Source organism: Lacrimispora sp. (assembly GCF_036758025.1).
In the GTDB taxonomy this organism is placed as follows: Bacteria; Bacillota; Clostridia; order Lachnospirales; family Lachnospiraceae; genus Lacrimispora.
Map to the genome: position 1 here is coordinate 1 of NZ_DAIOXM010000023.1, position 25,872 is coordinate 25,872.

The 25,872-nt window shown below is 47.5% G+C and carries 25 protein-coding genes; 5 read left to right on the top strand and 20 right to left on the bottom strand.

The window, feature by feature from the left end; translation table 11 throughout:
* The 6 genes from V7M78_RS17005 to V7M78_RS17030 form a co-directional block, all read right to left on the bottom strand.
* A partial coding sequence (locus V7M78_RS17005) for a DUF4160 domain-containing protein (RefSeq protein ID WP_333651561.1) occupies positions 1-201 on the bottom strand: 201 nt, incomplete at its 3' end.
* On the bottom strand, positions 170-436 hold the full coding sequence (locus tag V7M78_RS17010; RefSeq protein WP_442914670.1) for a hypothetical protein: 267 nt from the start codon (positions 434-436) through the stop codon (positions 170-172). The genes V7M78_RS17010 and V7M78_RS17005, both read right to left, overlap by 32 nt.
* Positions 437-514: 78 nt before the next feature.
* Positions 515-1,834, bottom strand: coding sequence for an aspartate kinase (locus V7M78_RS17015; RefSeq protein WP_333651563.1), 1,320 nt, complete (start codon positions 1,832-1,834; stop codon positions 515-517).
* A gap of 156 nt (positions 1,835-1,990) precedes the next feature.
* Entirely contained in the window at positions 1,991-2,584 is a 594-nt protein-coding gene (locus tag V7M78_RS17020; protein ID WP_333651564.1) for an HD domain-containing protein, read from the bottom strand.
* A 30-nt stretch (positions 2,585-2,614) separates the two neighbouring features.
* Entirely contained in the window at positions 2,615-3,079 is a 465-nt protein-coding gene (locus tag V7M78_RS17025) for a DUF523 domain-containing protein (protein WP_333651565.1), read from the bottom strand.
* 18 nt (positions 3,080-3,097) lie between these two features.
* Positions 3,098-3,439: an arsenate reductase family protein gene (locus V7M78_RS17030; RefSeq protein ID WP_333651566.1), complete on the bottom strand. Its 342-nt coding sequence runs from the start codon at positions 3,437-3,439 to the stop codon at positions 3,098-3,100.
* 347 nt (positions 3,440-3,786) lie between these two features.
* On the opposite strand from V7M78_RS17030, the gene xdh reads away from it, so the two are divergent.
* The 3 genes from xdh (at position 3,787) to V7M78_RS17045 (ending at position 8,836) form a co-directional block, all read left to right on the top strand.
* Positions 3,787-6,405 carry a selenium-dependent xanthine dehydrogenase gene (gene xdh, locus V7M78_RS17035; RefSeq protein WP_333651567.1) on the top strand — a complete coding sequence of 873 codons (2,619 nt, stop codon included), beginning with the start codon at positions 3,787-3,789 and terminating at the stop codon, positions 6,403-6,405.
* 99 nt (positions 6,406-6,504) lie between these two features.
* On the top strand, positions 6,505-7,530 hold the full coding sequence (locus V7M78_RS17040) for an XdhC/CoxI family protein (RefSeq protein ID WP_333651568.1): 1,026 nt from the start codon (positions 6,505-6,507) through the stop codon (positions 7,528-7,530).
* 103 nt (positions 7,531-7,633) lie between these two features.
* A complete protein-coding gene (locus V7M78_RS17045) occupies positions 7,634-8,836 on the top strand; it encodes an FprA family A-type flavoprotein (RefSeq protein WP_333651569.1) in 1,203 nt (400 codons plus the stop codon).
* Positions 8,837-8,888: 52 nt separating this feature from the next.
* On the opposite strand, the gene V7M78_RS17050 is transcribed toward V7M78_RS17045, so the two are convergent.
* The 10 genes from V7M78_RS17050 to V7M78_RS17095 form a co-directional block, all read right to left on the bottom strand.
* Positions 8,889-9,899: a Bug family tripartite tricarboxylate transporter substrate binding protein gene (locus V7M78_RS17050; RefSeq protein ID WP_333651570.1), complete on the bottom strand. Its 1,011-nt coding sequence runs from the start codon at positions 9,897-9,899 to the stop codon at positions 8,889-8,891.
* A gap of 1 nt (position 9,900) precedes the next feature.
* A complete protein-coding gene (locus tag V7M78_RS17055; RefSeq protein ID WP_333651571.1) occupies positions 9,901-12,141 on the bottom strand; it encodes an ATP-binding protein in 2,241 nt (746 codons plus the stop codon).
* 71 nt (positions 12,142-12,212) lie between these two features.
* On the bottom strand, positions 12,213-12,464 hold the full coding sequence (locus V7M78_RS17060) for a hypothetical protein (protein WP_333651572.1): 252 nt from the start codon (positions 12,462-12,464) through the stop codon (positions 12,213-12,215).
* A 45-nt stretch (positions 12,465-12,509) separates the two neighbouring features.
* On the bottom strand, positions 12,510-13,943 hold the full coding sequence (locus V7M78_RS17065) for a pyruvate carboxylase subunit B (protein WP_333651573.1): 1,434 nt from the start codon (positions 13,941-13,943) through the stop codon (positions 12,510-12,512).
* Positions 13,944-13,979: 36 nt separating this feature from the next.
* Positions 13,980-15,152, bottom strand: coding sequence for a sodium ion-translocating decarboxylase subunit beta (locus V7M78_RS17070; protein WP_442914669.1), 1,173 nt, complete (start codon positions 15,150-15,152; stop codon positions 13,980-13,982).
* A gap of 35 nt (positions 15,153-15,187) precedes the next feature.
* Entirely contained in the window at positions 15,188-15,523 is a 336-nt protein-coding gene (locus V7M78_RS17075) for a biotin/lipoyl-containing protein (RefSeq protein WP_333651574.1), read from the bottom strand.
* Between the two features lie 29 nt (positions 15,524-15,552).
* The gene (locus tag V7M78_RS17080) at positions 15,553-15,828 is read right to left on the bottom strand and encodes an OadG family protein (protein ID WP_333651575.1); all 276 of its coding nucleotides are present in this window, start codon (positions 15,826-15,828) and stop codon (positions 15,553-15,555) included.
* A gap of 94 nt (positions 15,829-15,922) precedes the next feature.
* Entirely contained in the window at positions 15,923-17,440 is a 1,518-nt protein-coding gene (locus V7M78_RS17085; protein ID WP_333651576.1) for a tripartite tricarboxylate transporter permease, read from the bottom strand.
* 12 nt (positions 17,441-17,452) lie between these two features.
* Complete coding sequence (locus V7M78_RS17090; protein WP_333651577.1) at positions 17,453-17,974, bottom strand: tripartite tricarboxylate transporter TctB family protein; 522 nt, start codon at positions 17,972-17,974, stop codon at positions 17,453-17,455.
* Between the two features lie 72 nt (positions 17,975-18,046).
* Positions 18,047-19,108 (bottom strand): Bug family tripartite tricarboxylate transporter substrate binding protein, encoded by a 1,062-nt coding sequence (locus V7M78_RS17095; RefSeq protein ID WP_333651578.1) that lies wholly within the window; start codon positions 19,106-19,108, stop codon positions 18,047-18,049.
* A 191-nt stretch (positions 19,109-19,299) separates the two neighbouring features.
* Here V7M78_RS17095 and V7M78_RS17100 point away from each other — a divergent pair, with 191 nt between their 5' ends.
* Both V7M78_RS17100 and V7M78_RS17105 read left to right on the top strand, forming a co-directional pair.
* On the top strand, positions 19,300-19,995 hold the full coding sequence (locus tag V7M78_RS17100; protein ID WP_333651579.1) for a response regulator transcription factor: 696 nt from the start codon (positions 19,300-19,302) through the stop codon (positions 19,993-19,995).
* Between the two features lie 70 nt (positions 19,996-20,065).
* Complete coding sequence (locus tag V7M78_RS17105; protein ID WP_333651580.1) at positions 20,066-20,959, top strand: LysR family transcriptional regulator; 894 nt, start codon at positions 20,066-20,068, stop codon at positions 20,957-20,959.
* A gap of 76 nt (positions 20,960-21,035) precedes the next feature.
* Here V7M78_RS17105 and V7M78_RS17110 read toward each other — a convergent pair whose 3' ends face one another.
* Genes V7M78_RS17110 through V7M78_RS17125 form a run of 4 tightly spaced genes read right to left on the bottom strand, consistent with a single transcriptional unit; the run spans position 21,036 to position 25,847 of the window.
* Positions 21,036-22,787 (bottom strand): FAD-dependent oxidoreductase, encoded by a 1,752-nt coding sequence (locus V7M78_RS17110; RefSeq protein WP_333651581.1) that lies wholly within the window; start codon positions 22,785-22,787, stop codon positions 21,036-21,038.
* Positions 22,784-24,067, bottom strand: a complete 1,284-nt coding sequence (locus tag V7M78_RS17115) for an FAD-dependent oxidoreductase (RefSeq protein ID WP_333651582.1) — start codon at positions 24,065-24,067, stop codon at positions 22,784-22,786. Before V7M78_RS17115 ends, V7M78_RS17110 begins: the two co-directional genes overlap by 4 nt.
* 10 nt (positions 24,068-24,077) lie before the next feature.
* The gene (locus tag V7M78_RS17120) at positions 24,078-24,929 is read right to left on the bottom strand and encodes a carbohydrate ABC transporter permease (protein ID WP_333651583.1); all 852 of its coding nucleotides are present in this window, start codon (positions 24,927-24,929) and stop codon (positions 24,078-24,080) included.
* Positions 24,930-24,950: 21 nt separating this feature from the next.
* Positions 24,951-25,847, bottom strand: a complete 897-nt coding sequence (locus V7M78_RS17125; protein ID WP_333651584.1) for a carbohydrate ABC transporter permease — start codon at positions 25,845-25,847, stop codon at positions 24,951-24,953.
* Positions 25,848-25,872 lie beyond the last annotated feature (25 nt).

The following is a 25,872-nucleotide window of genomic DNA, read 5'->3' on the forward strand; positions in this document are numbered from 1 at the left end:
TTTTGTGGGAATCTTGCTTCCATTGTTCGCTACAATGCAGCCGCCTGCCCTTGTCAGCCATATCTTTGTAGCATTCGGAGACGGTTTTCCCTTTGCTACATGCACATGGATTGGTTCCCCGTTTTCATTAGACCAAAAAAACACTTTATAACCACTGACTGTAAACAGATTAGGCAATTTGGATTCCCCCATTCGCTGCATATTTGTAAATCAAATGGGCGTTACTGTACAGCAACTGATGGAATTTCTGAAGTTCTTCTTCTGTGTAGCCGTTTTTTTCAAGCCAACGGTATTCCGGCAACTCACATCTTGCAAAGTCAAACCCGTCATCTGTGGGGCGCTCAAAATGAACCACTACCTTTTCTTTTCCATCTTCCTTTATAATCTGAGAATGCACAATTTCTGTCTCATCCGCCAAGGTCATATATGGATACATCACGGTTCTGCACCTCCCTTCTATCTCCCTTTATTATACACAATATTTAGGACAAAGAAAAGTGCTTGTCTCCCTATTTTACACTTCAGTCATAATAAACATATCATAAATAGCCTTAATCGCCGTTTCAAAATCTGCATTCTTCACGCCGATGATAATATTAAGCTCACTGGACCCCTGGTCGATCATCTTTACATTGACTCTGGCATGGGCCAGGGCAGAGAATATCCTTCCGGCTGTCCCTCTGGTAGCCTTCATGCCTCTTCCAACTACTGCAATCAAAGCCAGGTCTGATTCCAGCTCCACAAAATCCGGTTCTACGGCTCTGTGGATTCCTGCAATGACAGACTGCTCAAACTCCTCAAACTCAGACTGATGAACAAATACGGTCATGGTATCAATTCCCGATGGAATGTGCTCAAAGGAAATGCCGTATTTTTCAAACACCTCCAGAACCTTTCTCCCAAAGCCCACCTCGGCATTCATCATAGCCTTTTCAATATTGATGGAGCAAAAGCCTCTCTTTCCCGCAATTCCAGTAATGGTGTAATTAGGCTTGCGGCAGGTGCTTTCCACAATCAGAGTTCCCTTGTCATCGGGCTTATTGGTATTGCGGATGTTGATGGGGATTCCTTCTTTTCTCACTGGGAAAATGGCATCTTCATGAAGAACGCTGGCTCCCATATAAGCAAGTTCACGTAACTCCCTGTATGTAATGGTCTCGATCACCTGCGGATTATTGATGATCCTGGGATCTGCCACCAGAAAGCCGGAAACATCGGTCCAGTTTTCATACATATCCGCATGAATGGCCTTTGCAACGATGGAGCCTGTCACATCGGAGCCGCCTCTGGAAAATGTCTTGATGGTACCGTCATGCTTTGCTCCGTAGAAACCGGGGATGACTGCCTTCTCCACATGGGCCAGACGTTCTCCAAGCTCCTTATTGGTAGCCTCAGTCTCAAAGGTGCCGTCTTCGTCAAAGAAAATCACCTCAGCTGCATCGATAAATTCATAGCCTAAGTATTCTGCCATAATAATTCCATTTAAATACTCGCCTCTGGAAGCCGCATAATCACGTCCTGCTTTCTTTAAGAAATTCTCCTCAATGGCAGCAAACTCATGATCCAGATTTAAATTCAAATTAAGACCGTCAATGATTTCCATATAACGTTCCTGAATTTTTTCCAGAATCTTTTTATAACTTCTTCCCTCCACGGCCGCATCGTAGCACTGGTATAATAAATCAGTAACCTTCTCATCCTTGTCACTGCGTTTGCCCGGCGCAGAAGGGACTACAAACCGTCTGGCCTTATCGGAGCGGATGATGTCTCCTACCTTTTTAAACTGCCTGGCACTGGCCAAAGAGCTTCCACCAAATTTCACAACTTTTTTCATAATGTCGTTCTCCTCTGAACCTGGTTAATATCTGTATATCTTCATGAAACAAATTATGCCGAAATAATAGCTTAATTGTCCCTTACTGTCAAGTATTTTTCATATAATATGAATAATTTTCCAATCTCATGCATAAATCTGCATCTATTGAAAGCTCTATTTTCCTTCAAACTCTTCCATTTCCCGGTTGATCTTCTCTTCACAGGAACGCATGGCAAGAATGGTTTTTTCAAACAGCTCGTCCAGGGACCAGCCCAGATTTTCCGCCCCTGATGCGATCACATCTCTGGAACATCCTGCTGCAAATCTCTTATCTTTATACTTTTTCTTTAAGCTGGAAACCTCTAAATCCATGACGCTTTTAGAAGGCCGCATCCGGACGGCTGCTCCGATGAGCCCGGTCAGTTCGTCTGCAGCAAACATGATTTTTTCCATCTCATGCTCCGGCTTTACCTGGGAGCACAACCCATATCCATGGCTGCATATGGCGTGAACCAGCTCCTCCTCTGCTCCGATTTCCGCAAGCAGCTCAGGGGCCTTCTGGCAGTGCTCCTCGGGAAACTGTTCAAAATCCACATCGTGAAGAAGTCCGGCCATTGCCCAGAATTCTTCCTCCTCTCCATATCCCATTTCCCTGGCATACCAGCCCATAACTCCCTCCACAGTCAATCCATGGAGCAAATGGAAGGGTTCCTTATTATACTTCATAAGCAGATCAAGTGCCTGTTGTCTTGTAACTGATGTTTTCATGGCTTTCATTTCTCCTTTTATGTAATTTTGTCAAAATTTTTCTATATTGCTTTCCCCGCACACAAGAATTCCGTTGTCTGCTAAAAGCCTGGCTGTCACACCGCTTCCCGGAATCTTTGTTCCCGAAAAGGTCCCGTCATAAACAGTTCCATAGCCGCAGGAAGGACTTCTTTCCTTTAAAATAGCTTTTTTGCAGCCATAAAGTACAGCCAGCTTTAAGGTTTCCTCCGCTCCTTTAAAAAAACTGTCTGTCACATCTTTTCCGGAGCAGGTTACCACCCGGCCTTTGGAATATTCTCCTGTATCAGAGGATATCTGCTCCGCAGGCTCCCTTGGCGTTTCCAGACCTCCAAGCTGTTCAGGACAGACCGGGATTAAGCTGTATTTTTCCATAAGCCCCATCAGGCCCTCCTGCAATCCGTTTCCACCGTCATAGCGGCAGTTCACTCCCAGCAGACAGGCGCTCACCAGAATATTTTCTCTTTTTCCCTCCATATTTCCCTCCCCTTCCTTTTAATTCCAGGTTTTCCAGACATCCGGCTGATATCCGACAGTGGCCTGCTTTCCATTTCTTACAATGGGAGTTTTTAATACTCCTTGATGTTCCAGAACTTTTTCGTCCCTGTCTTCCTCAGCAATATATTTGATCAGAGCCAGAGCGTCCTTATCCTTACACCCTTCATCCAGCATGGCGCCGAGACCGCCCGCAGCCTGCTTCACGCTGTTATACTCCCCTTTGCTCATGCCTTTTTCCTTCATGTCAATGAGCTGGTATTTCACATTCCGTTCCTTAAAATACCGCTCCGCTTTTCTGGTGTCAGCGCATTTCTTTGTCCCAAATATCTGAATATTCATGATCAAAAAACCTCTTTCATGCAGGCGCCCGGAAAGTCCCCGGGAGCACGTTATTTTTTTAATTATAGCCTATCAGATGGATTTTGCAATATTTTTTACACTTTCCGTTCATTATCCACAAATTTTTCAACTCAGAAAGCGCTCTTTCCTCTCTTTTCCTAATTTTTTTTGTGCAAACCTAAAAAATTTTTATATTTTCCAGGAATATGAATTGTTTTTGTCCCGTTTATATGTTAAAATGTATGGGAATCAAGAAAGGCATACGCCATTTCTAACAAATTTATACAAAGTAATATTGTTAAAAACAATGTGCGGATTATATAATGTCAAGAGAGAGAGGTATAGTCATGTTTGTAGTTAATGTCAACGGTAAGGATTATCAGTCAGAAGAAGATCTGGCATTAATGGATTTTCTCAGAAACAAGCTGGAAATCACATCCGTCAAAAATGGATGTAAGGAGGGCGCCTGCGGAACATGTACGGTAATCGTAGATGGGAAGACAGTCCGTGCCTGCGTACAGAAGTTATCAAAGCTGGAAGGCAAAAAGGTTCAGACCATCGAGGGATTTACCCAGAGGGAACGGGATGTCTTTGTCTACGCTTTTGCTGCTGCGGGGGCAGTACAGTGCGGCTTCTGTATTCCAGGTATGGTAATCAGCGGCAAGTGCTTGATCGACCAGAATCCAAATCCCACCAGAGAGGATGTAAAACAGGCCATCCGTACCAATATCTGCCGTTGTACCGGTTATACTAAAATAGAAGACGGTATTTTGCTGGCAGCAAAAATGTTCAATGAAAATCTGGAAGTTCCGGAACTGAAGCAGACCGGTAAGGTAGGCGAGCGGACATGCCGTGTGGATGCAGAAGCAAAGACTCTCGGTACTGCAAAATATGCAGATGACTACAACCTGGAAGGCATGCTTTACGGAAAGAATGTATTCAGCAAATATGCCCGGGCAAAAATCAACGGAATCGATACCAGCAAGGCACTTGCCATGCCGGGTGTTGTAGCTGTTTATACAGCAAAGGACATCCCAGGAGACAGATACATCGGTCATCTGGCCCATGACTGGCCGGGTATGATCGATGTAGGCGAACAGACAAAGTGCTGCGGTGACACCCTTGCCATAGTAGTGGCTGAAACCCTGGAACAGGCCATGGCAGCAGTTAAAGCTGTAGAAGTGGATTATGAAGAATTAGAGCCAATCCGCTCCCCAAGAGAGGCCATGGTTCCCGGAGCTCATCAGGTTCACGGAGAAGGCTTTATGCAGTTTGGCAAATTCCGGACTCCGGAAAATAACCTTCTCACCCATGAAGAGGTAAAACGCGGCGATGCAGAAAAAGCAATTGCAGAATCCAGGTATGTTGTGGAAGGCACATTCTACGTTCCTCCTACAGAGCATGCTTTCATGGAAACGGAAACGGCTGTGGGCATTCCTGACGGCGACGGAGTCAAGGTTATCACCGGAGCTCAGGGAATATATGACGAACATCACGAATTAAGCGCATATCTGGGACTTCCTATGGAAAAAGTAAGAATCCAGAGCGCTTATGTAGGCGGCGGCTTCGGCGGCAAGGAAGATATGAGCGTTCAGCATCAGGCTGCTCTCTGTGCTTATCTGGCCCAGAGACCTGTAAAAGTATCCTTCTCCCGCCAGGAAAGCATCAACTACCATCCAAAGCGTCATGCCATGGAAATCTACTGCAAGATGGGATGCGACGAAAACGGTATCATTCAGGGAATGCAGGCAAGGCTTATTTCCGACACCGGAGCCTACGCTTCCTTAGGCGGACCGGTACTTCAAAGAGCATGTACCCATGCAGGCGGACCGTATAACTATCAGAACGTGGACATTGAAGGTGATGCTTACTACACCAACAATCCTCCGGCAGGCGCATTCCGTGGCTTCGGCGTAACCCAGTCCTGTATGTCTACGGAATGTCTTATTAATGAGCTGGCTGAAAAGGTGGGAATCTCCGGCTGGGAAATGCGTTACCGCAATGCTATCAGACCAGGCCAGTCTCTTCCTAACGGACAGATTGCCGATGAAGGCACAGGCATGGTAGAAACCCTGGAAGCAGTAAAAGAAGACTTTGAAAAATATGAGGCAGATCCAAACTATTATGTAGGTATCGCATCTGCCATGAAGAATGCAGGTATTGGCGTAGGTCTTGCAGACGTAGGCCGCTGTATCTTAAGAATTAAAGACGGAAAGGTTGTGACCGGTTCCTCTGCTGCTGCTATTGGCCAGGGACTTCAGACCGTGACTCTGCAGATGGTCTGCGAAACGACAGGCCTCAGACCGGAACTGGTGGTAGTAGGACATCCGGATACAAAATACACACCAGACTCCGGAACCACCACTGCTTCCCGTCAAACCGTATTTACAGGAGAAGCCATTCATATAGCTGCAAAACTGCTGAAAGCAGATTTAGACGCAGGATTATCCTTAGAAGAGCTGGAAGGCAAAGAGTATTACGGTGAGTTTGATTTCAAGACTGATCCAATCGGAAGCGACAAGCCAAATCCGGTGAGCCACATTGCTTACGGATACGGCACACAGCTTTACGTTCTCGACAAGGATGGAAAAGTTGTAAATGTCATTGCAGCTCATGACATTGGTAAAACCATCAACCCACTTGCAGCAGAAGGACAGGTAGAAGGCGGTGTTGCCATGGGTCTTGGCTACGGACTGACTGAAGACTTCCCATTAAAGGATGGAATTCCTCAGGCCAAGCTGGGCACCTTAGGCCTCTTTAAAGCTCCTCAGATGCCTCCTGTTGATGTCCGTTTCATTGAAAAGAATCCATCTGACGTGGCATTCGGCGCAAAGGGTGTGGGTGAGATCGTATGCGTTATGGGAGCACCTGCTTTGCAGAACGCTTATTATAAGAAAGATGGTGAGTTACGTTACAAACTTCCTTTGGAAAACACTTTCTATCGCAAACCAAAGCCCGCAAAATAAGAAACAGGGCAGTACGCAAAAAGGGCGGAATCAACACCGCCCTTTTTTCTATAAAACACTTTACATGAAAGCACACAACAGCAAGAGGAGAGTCACACCATGGCAGGATTTTACGAAGAATTAAAAAATGCCGATAAAAATAAAAATCTGATCAGCCTGACCGTCATCGAAGGGAAAGGTATGGGAGCCAAAGCCCTGTGGTCCGGCGGAGAGTTTCTGTTTAAGCAGGGAGATGAAAAAGCCTTTGACGCCTTTTCAGAGAAGATAAAAAACATTGACAAGACCCAGACAATCAAAACTCCGGAAGCCACCCTGTTCTGTGAGTTTGTAACAGGAGAAAAACACATGGTGGTATGCGGTGCCGGCCACATCTCCATTCCCATCATCAAAATGGGAAAAATGCTTGGATTTCACATGACAGTCATTGACGACAGAGTTTCCTTTGCCAACACTGCAAGGCGGGAAGGGGCTGACACCGTCATCTGCAAGCCATTTCGGGAGGCTCTGGCAGAGATCGAAGGAAGCACAGGCCATTACTTTATCATCGTCACCAGAGGACACCGGTATGACCAGGACTGCCTATCCCAGATCGTGAACAAGACAAATGCCTACGTGGGCATGATCGGCAGCAGAGCCAGGGTAAAGCTGGTAAAGGAAGCTCTGATGGATGAGGGAATTGACAGGGAGCTTTTGGACAAAGTCTACACTCCCATCGGATTAAAGATCAACGCCCAGACCCCTGAGGAAATTGCCGTAGCCATTATGGCTGAGATCATACAGGTGAAAAACCAGAGCAACAGCACCTTCGGATTCCCCAAGGAAATACTGGAGGGGCTTATCTCTCCGGAGCTTGACCATATGCCAAAGGCACTGATCACCATTGTTTCCAGAAGAGGGTCCGCACCCAGGGATGTGGGCTCCAAGATGATCGTAATGGCAGACGGAACCGCCATGGGAACTGTGGGCGGCGGATGTGTGGAGGCAGAGGTCTGCGCCATTGCAAGAGAGGTGGCAAAGGATAAAACTCCCGTGTTAAAAAGTGTTGATATGACCCCCGGCAATGCGGAGGATGAAGGCATGGTATGCGGCGGAATCGTGGAAGTATATATAGAACCGGTCCTGTAACTGTTCTTATTTTATCGATAAAAACAATGACATTTCGTCAAAAATATAGTATACTCCAATCGAGAGATACGTGTTTAACCGATAAAAGAAAGGATGGCTCACCATGTATTGTGTAAAAAATATTACAGACGACTTATTCTGGGTTGGCGGAAATGACCGCCGTCTGGCCCTTTTTGAAAATGCTTATCCCATTCCAAGAGGGATTTCCTATAACTCCTACCTTCTGTTAGATGAGAAGACCGTGCTTTTTGACACCGCTGACCGGGCTATTTCCGGACAGTTTTTGGAAAATGTGGAAGCTGTCCTGGGAGGCAGAAACTTAGATTACATCATCGTCAACCATATGGAACCGGATCACTGCGCCACTTTGGGAGAAATCGTCAGAAGATACCCGGATATCAAGGTGGTATGCAATGCCAAGACCGTACCCATTATCAACCAGTTCTATGAATTCGGCGTAGATTCCAGAGCCATTGTGATAAAAGAGGGAGAAACCTTTTCTTCAGGAAAGCACAGCTTCACCTTCTTTATGGCTCCTATGGTTCATTGGCCTGAGGTTATGGTCACCTATGATATGACAGATAAAATCCTGTTTTCCGCCGATGCATTCGGAACCTTCGGCGCCATAAACGGAAATTTATTTGCTGATGAAGTGGACTTTGAGCGGGACTGGCTTGATGACTCCAGAAGATATTATTCCAATATCGTAGGAAAATACGGCCCCTCCACTCAGGCCCTTTTAAAGAAGATCACTCCTCTGGATATCCAGATCCTCTGCCCTCTTCACGGCCCTGTATGGCGTGAAAATATCAGCTGGTATATGGACAAGTACCAATTGTGGAGCACTTACGAGCCGGAAGAAAAGGCCGTCATGATCGCTTACGGCTCCATTTACGGGAATACGGAAAATGCTGCCAACATCCTGGCATGCCGTCTGGCAGAACGGGGAGTCCGCAACATTTCCATGCATGACGTGTCTGTGACCCATCATTCCGTTATCATGTCCGAAGCATTCCGCTGCAGCCATCTGGTATTTGCTTCTTCCACCTATAACGCAGGCGTGTTCAGCGGCATGGAGCACCTGCTTACAGACATGAAAAACCACAACGTGCAAAACCGTACCGTTGCCCTTATGGAAAACGGTTCCTGGGGCGTTATGGCCGGCAAAAAGATGACGGAAATCATTTCTGAAATGAAAAACATGACCATGCTGGATCAGATTGTTACAATCAAGTCTTCTGTAAAAGAGGACCAGCTTTCTGAAATCGCAGCTTTGGCAGATAAAATTGTACAATCCATGAAGTAAACATCTGATACAAAAGGACCGGATTTTCTCCGGTCCTTTTATTGATTGGTTGTCAGCGCCATCTCCTTGTTAATCCCACCTCTTCAAGAAGCTCCCGATATTCCTCATTGGTCTGTTCTAAAAACTCATTGAACTGCTCATGATCCTTATATTCCATGGTCCAGCCGTATTTTCTGCAGATTGCCTTCCACTCATTGGTTTCCGTCATTTCCTTCAGAATACGTTCCCAATATTCCACCGCATACTCCGGCATGTCTCCCGGCCCGAACAAGCCTCTCCAGGTAATAAATCCGGCATCAATCCCCTGCTCCCGGCAGGTAGGTATCTGGGATATGATTTCTCCCTCCAGCCTTTTATCCGATGTGACAGCCAGCACCCGGATATCTCCGCTTTCCACCAGGCCCACCACATCGCTGATTCCGGTGGAGAGAATATCCACCCTGCCTCCCATAAGCTGAGTCACTCCTCCTCCGTTTTCAAACCCGTCATACTGGATTTTCCTTAAATTGCCCACTCCCGCTGCACGGGCAATTTTTAAAAACTGGATATGGTCCATGGAGCCCAGGGAAGAGGTTCCCCCTACAGACACAGCCTCCGGAGACTCCTTCAGCCTGTCCATCACGTCATTGAGATTCTGGTAAGGAGAATCCGCCCGCACTGCAAAACAGCCGTAATCCACAACCAGCTGGGCAATGGGTGTGGTATTCTCCGCATAGTTTAAATCTGTGCTTCCATTTAAGTTAATCAGGCAGATGGGAGGAGAAAATATGGAAATCACATTATCCCTTCCTCTGGCCTCATCTAAGTATTCCATGGATATCCGGCCCCCGCCCCCGGGCTTATTCGTCACCGGCAGGGGAACCGAAACCAGCCCCGTATTTTCCAGGCACTGCACAATGGAACGAATTGTCAGATCATAACCGCTCCCGTTTCCGGCAGGCGCAACCATCTCAATGGCTTCCAGCGGATAAGTCCTCTCCGCCTCTGCCTGCCTGGCTTCCCGGCACCCCGTAAGTCCTGTAAGCGCTGCCAGCAGGCATACGAACACCTTCCGTTTCACCATACTATATCCTCTCCTTCCCCGTTGCTGCCTTCTTTATTTCCTGAATTAACATATTAAAATTAATGGGCTTGATCAATATACTGTCCAAAACTCCGGCCTGCTTCATCTGGAGGGCATCGGATTCCACCAATCCGGTCACCATGATGATGCCCATGTCCGGACGCCGGATTTTAATTCTCTGAGCCACCATGGTGCCCTTCATCTGAGGCATCATATAATCCACAATCGCCGCATTCCACCTGTCCGGTCCGGATTCCAGGGCCTCTAAAGCCTTGACCGGGTCTGTATACGCATCCACGTGATATCCCCTGCGCTCCAGACGCCTGGTGATATATCTTGCCACACGTTCCTCATCATCCACCAGAAGCAGGGATATCTCAGATACTGATTCCCGTTTCGCCTCTGTTACCGCCACTGAAACCGCAGCCCTGCCCGGGCTCACCGGCAGATAAATATAGAAATGGCTGCCTTCTCCCGGCCTGCTCTCAACACGTACAAATCCACTGTGGCTGATTAAAATGTCCTGAACCACCGCCAGGCCAAGCCCGGTTCCCTCTCCCGCATCCTTTGTGGTAAAGAAGGGGTTGAATATCTGGCGCAGGATCTCCTCTTCCATTCCGCAGCCCGTATCAGCCACCAAAACCTCCACATATTCCGTTCCCGCTATCTCCCGGTACTCCTCCGGAAGCTGATCCTTTTTAAGCCTCTTGGTGCTGATGGTCAGAGTGCCTCCCTTGCCCTCCATGGAGTGAATGGCATTGGTATACAGGTTTAAGAGCACCTGATGAATCTGGGTGGCATTGCCGTAGACATTTGCCTCACAGTCATCTAAAAGCACTTTCAGCGTAATATTGGACGGCGAAATGAGACTGACCATTTTCACCGCATCCCGGATTACTGCATCCAAGTTGAGGGATACATACTCCGTAGTTTCCGTTTCCTTCCGGCTGAAGGGAAGAATCTGTTCCACAATCTCCTTTGCCCTCACGCCGGCCTTATGGACCTCATCAATATCCTGGTAATATTCATTGTCTTTCCCAAGCTGTTCCTTTAAAAATTCCGCATATCCCAGAATAGGTGTTAAGAGATTATTAAATTCATGTGCGATTCCCCCCGCAAGGGTGCCGATGGTGGTCAGCTTCTGATAATGGCGGGCTTCCTCCCTGCTCTGGTAAAGCTCCTCCAGGGTATCGTTGATTTCCCTTAAATAAGCCGTTTCCAGCTCAAGCCTCTGCCGGTTTTTCATCAGGGAATAGATGATCACGCTGGCAACCACCACAATGAACAAAACAGCCGCAAACAACAGTCCAAATTTCCGGAGGTTGTCAAATTCCATGGACACCGCCTGGTCATAAGGCATGGCTGCCGATATGTACCAGGATGTCCCCTGAAGATTCATTCTGGAAAATGCGGCTATCTCCTTACCCGCCGGCACACTGCTGCTGCCATAGGAATCGTAGATGGCCATCCCTTCTTCCCGCCCGTACTGTTCACCCAGCATTCTTCTCATGCTTTCATACTGGTTCAGCTCTTCAAATTCCCCGATATCCTTTCTGTAATTAAAGCCCAGCATCTTTTCATCAGGATGCATAATAAAAGTTTCCTGCTCATTTTTTACCGTAATATATCCCATCCTGCCTACATTGAGAGGAAGCACATACTTCTGGTATAAATCATCTAAATCCATGACACTGACCACTGCTCCCAGATACCTTCCCCCGCTGTAAACGCTGTTAATCAGGCTCAGGCCATAGTGGTGCTCGCTGATGGGAAACACAACACCAATTCCGGTAGTGCTCTCCAGAGCGCTGTTTTCAAGCTGCAGCAGTGACTCGTCAAATTTTTCCAGAAAGGGATACTGGTTATAATGAAAGATAGGCTCCCCGCTTGGATAGAGAAGGTACATCCTGGCAGGTCCTCCGCTTTGGTCTGACAGCATGTAGGAAAAAATATATTCCTTGATTTTTTCTGTCTCCCCTGTCCGGTAATGCTCTTCCATGGCATCGAGAAAACCGGGAGTCTGGATCAAAATACTGATCTGTCTCAGCTGCTCCGAGATATTCAGCTCCAGATTCTGGGACACCGCACGGGTAATCAGCATCAGGTGCTGCTGCTGCTGTTCCACAATCATCCGCCGGTATGAAAGATATGTATTTTGCATGGCAAAAGTCAGGAATATAATAATCCCTGACATAATCACCGTTAAAATCTGTTTTTTTCTCTTTTCCCAAAATTTTTTCATCTGCAGCCCTCCCGTTTTCTACCTACCAGAGTTATACCACAGCTGCCCGCTTTATAAAAGCCCCGCATGGCTTATTTTAATAACTTTCCTCCGCAGAAGGGACATCTGGATTCCTTTCCCAGGGGATGCTTCATATCCAGCTTTCCCCGGCAGCCAGGACAGCAGTAATTATGCCTCTCCAGAATATAGGCTCCCAAAAGCATACATAAGCCTGCAATCCAGCTTCCTGACACAAAGAAAAATATTCCTGCAATCACAGCCACCATGCAAACCGGCTTGACATAGCCAAGGGGTATGCTCACCTTCAACCATTTTCCCTTCATCTCATCACCGTTCCTTCTTTAAAAGCCCTTATTTCAGCCGGTCTTTTAAAAATTTCCATTTGTCAGGTCCTCAACGATCAAAGTTCTGACTTTGTCTTCCTCTGTACCTTTCTTTTCCGCTTCAAAAGGCCGGTTCTTAACAGCCTCTCTTCCTTCCAGAAAGGTCTTTGCCACCTGAGGAAGCATCACATAGCTTAATACATCCTCTTCCGTCTTTGCAAAGTCTTTAGACTCCTGCCTCATCTTTTCCATCTCCGGCTCTATGAAATCTGCCGGGCGGGCGGTTATGATCTCCTGATCTCCGATGGCCTTTTTCCGGACATCTTCATTTACTTCACCCGGAAGGTGTCCATAGCCTCCCCGAAGCAGTTCCTTGGATTCCTTTGGAAACATCTTATACCGCTCTCCGGAAAGGACATTTAAAACTGCCTGAGTCCCCACAATCTGGCTGGTGGGCGTTACCAGGGGAGGATAGCCGAAATCTTTTCTCACCTCCGGCACCTCTGCCAGAACTGCTTCAAACTTTTCCTCTGCATTGGCCTGCTTCAACTGGGACAGTAAATTGGACAGCATGCCTCCGGGAACCTGATACACCAGGGTATTGGTATCCACCCTCAAAACCTTTGGATCAATGTCCAGAGTATCCGCTACTTTTCTGAAATGTACGGCAGCTTTGCTTAACTGTTTTAAATCCAGTCCCGCATCCCTTTCCGTCCCTTCCAGGGAAGCCACCAGGGATTCTGTGGCAGGCTGGGCCGTTCCGTTTGCCAGAGGAGAAAGGGCACAGTCCACAATGTCCACACCGGCCTGGGCTGCCAGAATATAAGTCATGTCCCCCGTTCCCGTGGTATTATGGGTATGTAAGTGAATGGGAACTCCTATATTTTCCTTCAGCTTTTTCACGAAATCATAAGCGTCATAAGGCAGAAGAAGGTTTGCCATATCCTTGATACAGATGCTGTCTGCCCCTCTTTTTTCCAGCTCCTCAGCCATCTTTACAAAATAATCCGTACTGTGAACCGGACTTTTCGTGTAGCTGATGGCTGCCTCACAGTGTCCGCCGTATTCCTTTACATACCTCATAGAGGTTTCCATGTTGCGGATATCATTTAAGGCGTCAAAAATGCGAACCACGTCAATGCCGTTTTCAATGGACTTTTTACAGAACTGCTGTACCACGTCATCGGAGTAATGGCGGTAGCCCACCAGGTTCTGTCCTCTTAAAAGCATTTGCAGCCGGGTCTTGGGCATGGCCTTTTTCAGCAGCCTCAGTCTCTCCCATGGGTCTTCATTGAGATACCTCATGCACACATCAAAGGTAGCTCCTCCCCAGCATTCCAGGGACCAGTAGCCGACATTGTCAAGAACTTCACATGCAGGAAGCATGTCCTCAATCCTCATACGGGTGGCTGCCTGGGACTGATGGGCATCCCGCAATATGGTATCCGAAATCATTAATGGTTTTTTTATGGTCTCCATAGCTCTCCTTTCCGAATTCATTTGCCTGTACTTCTTTTACAGGAACAGGGCCAGCAGAACTCCTGCGGCAACTGCGGAACCGATGACGCCTGCCACATTAGGCCCCATGGCATGCATCAGCAGGAAGTTGGACGGATCTGCCTTTTGTCCCTCTACCTGGGAAACTCTGGCCGCCATAGGTACGGCCGACACGCCTGCCGAACCAATGAGGGGATTGATCCGGTTTTCCTTTTTGCAGAAAAGATTCATGAATTTAGCCAGCAAAACTCCCCCGGCAGTTCCAAGGCCAAATGCACACACACCTAAGACAATGATCTTTAAGGTGGCTGAATTTAAGAAGTTTTCTGCAGTTGCCGTGGCTCCTACGGAAATCCCCAGAAAAACAGTGACAATGTTCATCAGTTCGTTTTGAACCGTCTTTGAAAGCCTCTCAGTCACTCCGCTCTCACGCAGAAGGTTTCCAAACATAAGGCTTCCCACCAAAGGGGCCGCTGACGGTACGATAAAAGCTACCAGCGCTGTAACGAAAACAGGGAATAACAGCTTTTCTGTCTTTGTTACAGTCCGAAGCTGCCGCATCTTTATTTTCCGTTCCTCTTCCGTAGTCAGAAGCCTCATAATAGGAGGCTGGATAACCGGCACCAGAGCCATATAGGAATATGCTGCTACAGCAATAGGTCCCAGCAGATGAGGAGCCAGCTTGGAGGTTACATAAATGGCCGTGGGGCCGTCTGCTCCTCCGATGATGCCGATGGAACTTGCCTCAGCTCCCGCAAACCCCAGATAACGTGCTCCTGCAAAAGTTACGAAAATCCCAAGCTGTGCGGCAGCTCCTAACAGCAGGCTTTTAGGATTTGCAATCAGGGGACCAAAATCTGTCATGGCTCCCACTCCAAGAAAAATCAGAGAGGGATAAACTCCCAGCTTTACTCCCAGATACAAAATGTCCAACAGTCCCGCACTCCCGCTTCCAAGTGCATTCCAGTCAATGTGCCCTCCTGCAAAAAACTCCGAATGGTACAAGCCCGCTCCAGGCAGGTTGGTTAAAAACATGCCGAAAGCAATGGGCAGAAGCAGCAGAGGTTCAAACTTCTTTGCAATGGCCAGATATAAAAGAACACCGGATATGGCGATCATAACCAGATTAAGCGGATTTTCTCCAACAAGAACAAAACCGCTTTGCTTGATAAAGTTCATTACAGCTTCCATTTTGTCACTCTCCTTTCCTGTGAATCCACATGATGTTACGATATAGAGCAAAGAAGAGTGCCGTTTTCCACGCTGGAGCCAGCCTGAACGTCAACGGAAGCCACTGTGCCGTCTTTGGGGGCCATGATTTCATTTTCCATTTTCATGGCCTCTAAAATCATCAGTATATCTCCGGACTTTACTCTCTGTCCGACTGCTGCATTAACCTTTAAAATGGTGCCGGGCATAGGAGCCTTGACCGCTTCTGCTCCGGCCTTTGGTTCTGCCTCCGGCTTAGAAGCCGCTGCTGCCGGGGCCGGATTATCTCCTGTTATTTCGCTTATCACCACCTCATATGGTACATGATTTACCTCAACGTAGTACTTTTTCATGTCTGTGCTGTCCTTTCATTAATGTGAGTTTACAGTTTCCTTATGGAGTGAATTCTTATCTGGGACACATCCTTATTCAGACTTTCTGCAATAGCAACAGAAATTGCTGCGATAATACGCTGGTTTTCCGTTTTATCCGGTGTCTCCTGACTACTCTGTTCCTGGGGGGATACCTTTTTTTCTTCTTTTTGAAAACCGCCGAGCACCTTGCCCATGGCAGTAATCATGAAAATAAGTATGATCAAACATACGAATACGGTTATCATGCCCATCAGTATTACTTGTAAAATAGCCGGCTCATTCACCTTATCTCCTCCTTTTCAACAGGAGAAACAGGTCTGTTGTTTGACAGGCCCGTTTCTCCAGTGGATTATTATGACAGTTTAAGGGAATTTCTGATTATGCAGCTCCCTCTTTCTTCTTGGCAAGCAGAGGCTTGACAACCGGATTTAAGAGAACAATCAGACAGATTATAAGGATGATTCCCGTCACCGGACGTGTCACAATGTTTGCAGTGGCCTCCATCAATGTGGCTCCATCCGCAATGGTATAGGCACGGCGGAGATTGGATTCACAGATAACACCCAGCACCAGACCGAGAATCATGGCAGAGCTGTTGAATTTACATGTTACAAAAACAAATCCGATCAATCCGGAAATTGCCATTAAAATGACATCTACAGATGTATTCTTGGTAGCATAAGCACCGATGGTAGCCATCATAATGATGGTCGGTCCCAGTATGCTGTAAGGAATCTTTAAAACCTGTACGAAAATCTTCGCAATTACAATGGCTGCAAAAACCATGATGATGTTGGATACAAACATGGAAGCAAAGGTTGCGGACAGGAACTGAGGCTGGTTAATCAGCAGCAGAGGTCCCATAGTAACGCCTTTTAACACCAGAGCTGACATCATGATGGCAGCCGCATTTCCTCCGGGAATACCGAGAGACAGCAGAGGCACCATGGAGCCGCCTGTAGCCGCATTGTTTCCAGTCTCAGGCGCTGCGATACCCTCCAGACAGCCGGTACCGAACTTCTCCGGTGTCTTGGATATCTTCTGCTCTGTGGAATAGCACAGGAAGGAAGCGATGGTAGCTCCTGCTCCCGGCAGAATTCCAATAACAGTACCCAGAACAGAGCATCTGGCTATAATCCATTTAACAGAAAGGATTTCTTTCAGGGAAGGCATCTGAGCTGTCATCTTACCTTCTTTTCCATCGCCTACAGACTGAAGCTTTGAAGGCTTGTTGGTCTGTTTAAGTACCTCGGTAACCGCGAAAAATCCAATCATAACAGGAATCATCTCAATGCCTGAGGTCAGGAATCTGGTTCCAAAGGTAAGGCGCGGAACACCCAGCAGAGGATCTAAGCCGATACACGCCAGCATCAATCCGATGAGACCGGAAATAATGGTCCGGCAGATGTTGTCGGTTTCCAGACTTGTAAGAATGGAAAGTCCCATAAAGGAAATGGCAAAGAGCTCAGACGGTCCGAAGCTTAAGGCTGCCTGGGTCAGCTGAGGGCTTAACAAAAGCATACAGATGGCTGCAAAAATACCGCCAATGGCTGAACAGATCAGCTGCATACCAAGGGCCTTACCGGCCTCGCCTCTCTGAGCCATAGGATATCCGTCATAGGTGGTGGGAGCACTGGAAGGAACTCCCGGAATCTTAAACAGGATGGCTGTCATGCCTCCTCCTGTAATGGACGCACAGTAGATAGCTACCAGAAACGCAATGGCGTTAACTGCATCCATTTTATAAGTAAAGGGAATTCCCAGGGTAACCGCCATGGTAGCAGACACGCCGGGAAGGGCCCCAAAGAGGGTGCCTAAAAATACTGCAAAAATAATCAGAATAAACATCTGCGGCGCAAATACAACCGACAGACCGCTGGTTAATAAATCAATCATACGACACCTCCTTTATAGTCTTGGAATCAGGGATTCAATCAAAAGTGCAAGATTCCTTAAGAATGAAACCTGTCCTCTTGGCAGCAGCACTCCCAGGAATACGGCAAAGCCGATATACAGAACAATGGTTATAACCAAAGATGTTCCAATCAGCATCGGCCACTTTCTCTGTCCCAGCAGATATCCGTAAGCTATAAGGAATAAAAGACAGGTCAGCATAAAGCCTACCGGCTCATACATCAGAGCCATTACAACTACCAGCACCATTCCCACAAACAGCTTGCTCTTTACCAATCTTCCAACAGAGGGAATAAAATCTGTAAATGCCGCAGCAATTTCTTCTTTTTTATTCTTTTTAAAGTACTTGAAAATGTTCCAGCAAATTGCCGGTATTAAAACCATCAAGAGAGCCTGCGGCCACTGCTCGGCACCCAGTTCATTGATTGCCGATGAAGGCATGGTGGCACCTACGTACCAGTAACAGAACAGGGCGGTCCCCAGCAATAATAAATTAACAATTAATTCCAATGCCATAGGTATTATGTTCTCCTTTCTCATCATGAACACGGGCGGCGGCCAAGACCGCCGCCCATTTAAACAGGGGGATTACTGGATCAGACCTGCACTCTTAAGGTATTCTTCAAATGTGGCATATTCTTCATCTACCAAAGTCTGCAATTCCTCTGCTGTAGCATATCCAGGACGGTCCAGATAGCCTGCATTCTTCATAAATTCCTGATAAGATGCGCTGTCCCAAGCCTCTTTAATCGCTTTTGCCATTGCATCAACGGCTGCATCAGGTGTATCTGTACGGGCGAAAATACCGCGCCAGGTTCCTACGTAGGAATCAATTTTGTGCTCTCCTGTGCTTTCGATGTCAGGGAAGCTTGACATACGGTCTTCGGACATGGAAATCAGGGGAACGATATCTCCGGACTCAATCAGGCCCTTGATTTCATCGGCTCCGGTGATGTTAAGGTTAATATGTCCTCCTACCATTGCAGAGCTTAACTCAGCACCGCTGGAGTAGTTTACAATCTTCACATAATTCTCAACCTCAGTGATATCGCAGCCCAGACCGCCTGCTAAAGTCTGCTTTAAGGATACAGAGTCAGCTCCTGTTGCAGTAAGCATACCGCAGCTTAACTCCTGTGGATGGGTCTTTGCATACTCAACAAACTCGGTGAAATTGGTGTATTTTCCTTCCATAGCTTTCTTAGAGGAAGCAATGATATTGATGGAGTGCACCAGCTTGGACACCGGACGGAATTCTTTTGTAAAGTCAACGGGAAGAATCTTCTGTAAGTCCAGCATAACAATTGACTGGGTTCCCAGCACATATGTATAACCATCAGCTGGCTGCTTGTTTGTAAAGTCAATGCCGTTTGCACCGCCTGCACCCTCTACGTTAACGATTTCAACCGGAACGCCAAGAATCTTTTCCAGCTCAGGCTGCAATGGACGAAGAGTGCTGTCCGCTCCTCCGCCTACGCCCCAGGGGCAGACCAGAGTAACTTTTCTCTCCCACTTCCACTCTCCGTCTGCCGCTGCTGCGCCTCCCCCGGCGCTTGACCCGCCTGACCCGGAACTGCATCCAGCCAGAACAGAGGCTGCCATGCTGGCTGCCAAAGCCATAGATACTGCAAATTTAAGTCCTTTTTTCTTCATACTTACTCTCCTTTTGTTATTTTGTATATTTTACAACCTTTTTTTAATTATAATTAGGTACACTTAACTGATCGCATACTTTTATTTAAATTTCTGTAAGGTAATAATAACTATAGGAGAAACCTTTGGTATTGTGATATAATGTTACTAAATTCAAGGAAATGATTACGATATAAAAGGAAGGAAGGATTATGAATTACAATAAGATTCTTGTGGTGGACGATGATCCGTCCATCAGACGTATCATATGCCGCATTCTGAACAGCGAAGGAATTTCCACTGACGAAGCCTCCGGGGGACTGGAAGCCGTCCAGAAAGCTGAAAATAATACTTACTCCCTGATTATTCTGGATCTGGTCATGGATGATATGAACGGCTTCCAGGTCATCCATCACCTGCGGGCCCACAGCATTCTGACTCCCCTGTTTGTTTTAAGCGGAAGACAGGCAGAGGCAGATAAGGTTCTTGCCCTGGGAATCGGTGCCGATGATTATATTACAAAGCCCTTCAGTACTATGGTCTTCAGCGCCAAGGTAAAGGCATGCTTACGGCGCGCAAGCTTAACAGCCGCCACCAGCTCCAACGAGCTCTGCGCCGGCTGCTTCCGTTACATCTGTGATGAAATGCGCCTGTTCAAAAACAATACCGAGCTGTTTTTATCCAGCAAGGAATGCCTGCTGATGAAGTATTTCTTAAGCAACCAGAATAAAATCCTGACAAAGGAGCAGATATACCGCCATGTCTGGAATGATACCTTTATCGACGACAACACAATCATGGTACATATCCGCCGGCTCCGCATGAAGATTGAAGATAACCCAAACCATCCGGTATATTTAAAAAATGTCCGGGGAATCGGCTACCAGTTTATAATAGAAGAAAATTGATAGAAAAAGCCATGTGCGCAGCGGACTGCAGCTAATCATACTCTCACCTTGGTAAAAAGGAGGTTCTGCCATGGATACCCGTTATCTCAATTATATTTTAACCATTGCCCAAAAGGGAAACATGACAAAAGCAGCCGAGGAACTGTTCGTTTCCCAGTCCACCTTGAGCCAATATCTCTCCAAGCTGGAAAGTGAGCTGGGTACTCCTCTCTTCTACCGGAGCAAGGGACGCCTGTCACTGACTCCGGCAGGGCAGCTATATATCCAGGCTGCCGGGAAGGTGATATCCATTAAGAACACCCTTTACCAGAACATACAGAACTTAGATAACAGGGGCCACATTACGGTAGGCGTTACCTCCCAGTTCGGGCTGGAGATGCTCATAGAGATCATTCCTGCCTTTAAAGCCCGTTATCCGGAGGTTACCATAGAGATTTCAGAAACCGGACTTCCGGCCCTTACAAAGCTGCTTCTGGAGGAAAGCATTGACTGCGGCATTATGGCATTAAACGTTACGGAACCATTTTCACCGGATCAAATCACCATACTCCGGGAGGAGGAGGTGTTATTAGCCATTCCCGCCAGCCATCCTTACTGCAGAAAGAATCCGGACAAGCCCATTAAGATCCAGGAATTTGAAGAAAACTTCGGAGACGAAAACATCCTGCTTTCCAAAAAAGGTTCCACCCTCCGCTATATTACCGATGAGGTGCTGGAACAGGCTGGCTGGATTCCCCGCACCGTATGCGAGACTAACAGCATTTCCGCAACCCGCAGCATGGTTGCCATGGGAATCGGGGTCACCTTTATCGGCGAATCCTGTGCCAAGGAACGGGAGCGGGTGGCTTATTACTCCGTAGCTCCCCGGCAGACCCGGCTCAATGCCTTTGTAACCAGAAAGAACTGGACTTTAAACCAGGCAGCGGCCACCTTTTGTGAAGATATAAAAAATTATTTTCAGTAAAATGCCCTATAACTAAAAAGTACCTTCTCATGGAATGATTCATCCCTGAGAAGGCACCAGTCATCTTACCTCTGCATCAATAAACTCTCACTTCAAAAATCCTTGCCTCATTGCTGCCATATGTGGAAATGGCCCTGATCCGGACAGCGTCTCCTTCTGTTCCGTCCATGTACAGCCGCTGAAGCCTCTGGCCCTGGGACTGAGCTGCAATGCGATCCACAACCTGCCCATCTAAGAGAATCTCTACTCCATACTCCTTTAATAACTCTGGCGGGGGCCCGGACTTCTGTCTCGATAACACGCCCTGGTTTATGGACGGGGTAATCTCCCTGCTCAAATTGGAGTCCAGAACCAGATGTACTTCCCGGATCGACATTTTCCCCGGCAGGGAAAGAAGCAGGGACGGACCCCCTTCTATAGGAGCACGCCAGCAGTTTGACTCTTCCTCCACCACTCTTGCCACTCCGCTTATCACCTTTTCCGGCTCGTATCCCGGGATATGGCAGTCAGCCGTCACCGCTGCCTGTCTGGCGTAATCAGCAGAATCACAGTTAAAAATAAAGGGAATGTAACAGCCATCTTTAAGAAGTTCCTGCTGAAGCTCTCCCACACAATCCAGAAGCTCTCTCGGACTCAGCTTCCTTGCTACTGCCATGGAAGCAGCCGTACCAGCCGCCTGGCCTGCAACCGCACAGGTTCCCATAACCCTTGTGGAGGAAAATGCCACATGGGAACAACTGATAGCTCTGCCTCCCAAAAACAGGTTCCGGATGTTTTTTGAATACAGACAGCGGTAAGGAATGGAATATATGCCGTTTACCTGGTTCCAGACCGTAGGGACATCACTCTCATTTAAAAAGCCTTCTACCGTATGGATATCCATGGGCCAGCCCCCATAGGCTACGGCATCTTCAAAGCGGGTGCCTTCCAGACAATCCTTTTCTGTCAGCACATAATCGCCAATGAGCCGGCGGCTTTCCCTTTTTCCAGGCAGAAAGCCCACCCATTCCAGCTCCATTTGCTCTGCTCCGTGTTCCCCGCCATTTTTAATATGATCCCATACACCGAATACTGCCTTTAGCAGTTCATCGCGAAGCTCTTCCCCGTGGGAAATCACATCCTGCTCTCCTCCTCCCAGTTCGATCCACCAGTATCCGGAGGTAATGTCGCTGTGATCCCTCAGTTTAAGCTGCTCCTCTGTATAAGTATTGGCCCAGAAGGGCTTTATAAACGGCACCTTATGCCCCATATCCCTGGCCTTGAACATGAGTGAGTTTCCCATGGTATAGGGGTCTTCTTTTTCCGGAGCCAGGGACTCTCCATATTGGGAACTGCTCTCCCTTCCGATCCGGTACTCAGCTCCCGCTCTCGCCCCCAGTACGCCGTCTCCCGTTGCATCTAAAAACATGGTACCGAAAATACAGAAGGATTTTTCCGTTGTCATCTGCAGGGCGTATACCGCATCAATCCTGTCACCATCACACAGGACCTCGGTCATGTGAGTATTTAAATAAAGAGTCAGATTCTCCTGATAGCGGACTTTTTCCCATAGAACAGAATCAAAAATCGGATATACCATCTCCGGATTTCTCCGCTTGTTTTCCAGAAGTATTTCTTCTATAATACCGGTTTCCCTTGCATTGGGAACTGACATGTGATGATCCGCCCCGCAGATGTGCATCCGGATTTCAGAGCTTGCATTGCCTCCTAACACCGGCCTGTTATGGATCAGGGCAGTCTTCACTCCTCTTCTGGCGGCGGCAATGGCTGCGCAGACGCCGGACATACCGCCTCCCACTACGACAAAATCATAATGCTGGGTTTTCACGGACTCACCCCCAATTCCATCAGACGGCTCTGAACCTTTTTCACTTCAAGGGTTCTGGGCACCACTCCGGAACCGGCGCACATGGCTGCGGCAATCCCCACCGCCTGCCCCATATTGGCGCAGATTGGCATAACCCGGTAATTGGAATGGGCCATGTGGGTTCCTGAGATATTTCTTCCTGCCAGATACAAATTGTCAATTTCCAAAGGCACAAAACAGCCATAAGGAATGGTATATCCTTTTGTCTGGGGGAAATGCTTTTGGCAGCCGGTTTCATCAAGACCGTTGCCGGTCAGATTGTGTACGTCAAAGTTAAAGCTGGCCTTTGCCACCACCCAGTTTTCAAATACCCGAGCCTCCAGAATATCCTGTGGCTCAATGGTCTCCTCTCCTTTGAAATGCCTGGTTTCCCGGATTCCCACCAGGGAAGCGGAACTGATAACATAACAGTTTTCAAAGCCGGGAACATATCTTCTAAGAAAAGCAATGATTTCATCCATCTGTTCTCTGCAGACCAGAGTTGCCTTTGTAAGATCCTCCGCACTTGTGCCGTCCACTCCGGTGCAGTTGGTCATATTGCAGGTGACCACTCCGGGAAGCGTTGTTTTGTAAAGAAGCACGTGCCCTGCAGGACTGGGCAGGTGCTTTTTCCCCAGTTCCTGTAAATCTCCGTCAGGAAGAGCAAAGCTTTCTTCAAAACCTCCCGGAAAAACACCTCTCTCCTCATCCACACCTGCCACCTTAAACATGATGGTAGCAGGCTGCATAAGTCCGTCGCTCTCTCTGCCCTTAACATAGGGGGCACCGGCCTTTGCCGCTATATCCCCGTCCCCTGTGGCGTCAATGACGATCTTTGCCAGGACTGCCTGCCTGCCTGATTTGCTTTCCATGATTACTCCCTTAATCACATTCCCTTCCATAATGGCATCGCTGGCAAAGGTGTACAGCCGGAGGTGAACTCCTGCCTCTGTAAGCATGCGAAGGAAAACTGTTTTTAACCGCTCCGGATTGATGATCTGCCGTCCTTCTCCCGTAAGCTCTGCCGAACGGCTTAAGATTTCCTCATAAAAGCCCCCTTCCGTTTTCCCCGTCCAGTGACTCATAAGCCCCGCCGTGGCAATTCCTCCCACATCTCCCGTCTGTTCCGCCAGCATAGTTACAGCGCCTTCTCTTGCAGCCGCAACCGCCGCTCCGATTCCTGCGGGACCTGCCCCCAGCACCAGCACATCTACTTCACGTATTACGGGTATTTCCCTCTTATTTTCTGTTATATATTTCATATTCTGAACCTTATCCTTTCACCGCACCGGCCACCAGACCCTTGACAAGAAACTTCTGCCCCAGCAAAAATACAAGGAAAGCCGGAATTAAAGCGGAGGCTGCCGCCGCCATAATCAGGTTGTATTCCGTCACACTTTCTTCAATAAAATTTGTAAGAGCAATGGGAATCGTATATAATCTCCAATCGTTTAAAAATACCAGAGGCTCCAGATAGCTGTTCCAGTTCCAAAGAAATACCACCATTGCCAGAGATGCCATATTAGGCTTTGCAATGGGCACCATGATCTTCAGCCAAATGAGAAACTCGTGGGCTCCATCCACCCTTGCCGACTCCCTTAACTCATCGGGAATCTGCATAAAATACTGGCGCATAAGAAACGTTCCTGTGATGGTAATCAGTCCCGGCAGAATCAGAGTTAAGTGAGTTCCCGTCAATCCCATTTTGTTGAACATAACAAACTTGGGAATCAGCGTTACCTGGCTGGGGATCATCATGGTTGCCAGATAGATCAGGAACAGAACATTTCGTCCCCTGAACTTTATTTTAGCAAAGGCATACCCCGCCAGAGTGCTGGTAAGCACCGATCCCGTCAGATTAATAGCGGCAATCTTTAAGGAGTTCCAGTATGCCAGGCCAAAATGATAGTTTCTTGCTGCCAGCCCTCCCACATTCCACACTTTCTTGTAGTTATCCGGGTAAAAGTATTTTGGTATCCATTCAATCGGCAGCTTCATGACATCCAGAGGAAGTTTCATTGATGCCGAAAGCATCCATAAAAACGGGGTAACCATGGAGACAGCCAGAGCCCCTATGACTACGGTAAACAGAATCCTTAAGATGATCCGTTGGTATTTCTTCATTCTATCCGCCTCCTTTTTCATCTAATAGCTGACCCATTTTTTCTGCCCTGCCCATTGAAACATGGTTATACCGAATAAAATCAAGAATAATATCCATGACATGGCTGAAGCATATCCCATCTTGTAAAAGGTAAAGGCTGAAGTGTAAACATAGTAAACCAGCACATTGGTGGCTGTTCCAGGGCCGCCCCTTGTCATGATCTGTATAGGCGCAAACACCTGAAAGGAGGTGATAAATGTGGTAATGATCAGGAAAAAGGTGGTTGGTGATAAAAATGGAATGGTAAGCTTAAAAAACTTCTGAACTTCATTTGCTCCGTCAATATCCGCAGCCTCATAAACATCCTGAGGAAGCCCCTGAAGTGCTGACGTATAGATCATATTGGCATATCCCACTCCCGACCATACGGTCATAAGCATCAGTGCCGGCAGCGCCCAGGTTGTGTCTCCAAGCCACTGGGGAGGATTTTCCACTCCAAAGAACTTCACCATCTGGGTAAAGGGCCCCCAGGGGGAATACATCATCACCCATACAATGGCAACCGCAACAATATTGGATATATAGGGCATAAAAAGCGCCAGCCTTATAGGAAGTCTGGCAACGCAGTATTTATCGATGATAACGGCCAGCACCAAAGCCAGAAAAACGGTCACCGGCACCACTCCCACCGCAAAAATGATTGTGTTAATCAGGGAACTGGTAAACCATTCATCCTGCCACATTTCGATAAAATTTGTCAGTCCGATAAAGTTCCAGTTGCCGATCCCTTTGGTATAATCCCAGTCCGTAAAGCTGATGATCAGGGAAAATATCATGGGAAACAGGGTGAAAAGACATACACCGATGATATTGGGCAGTATGAAAGCATAGCCTGTCAAATCGATTTTTAACTGTTTGCTAAGCCTGATTTTCTTCATGATCAGCGGTTCCCTCCTTTCTTCT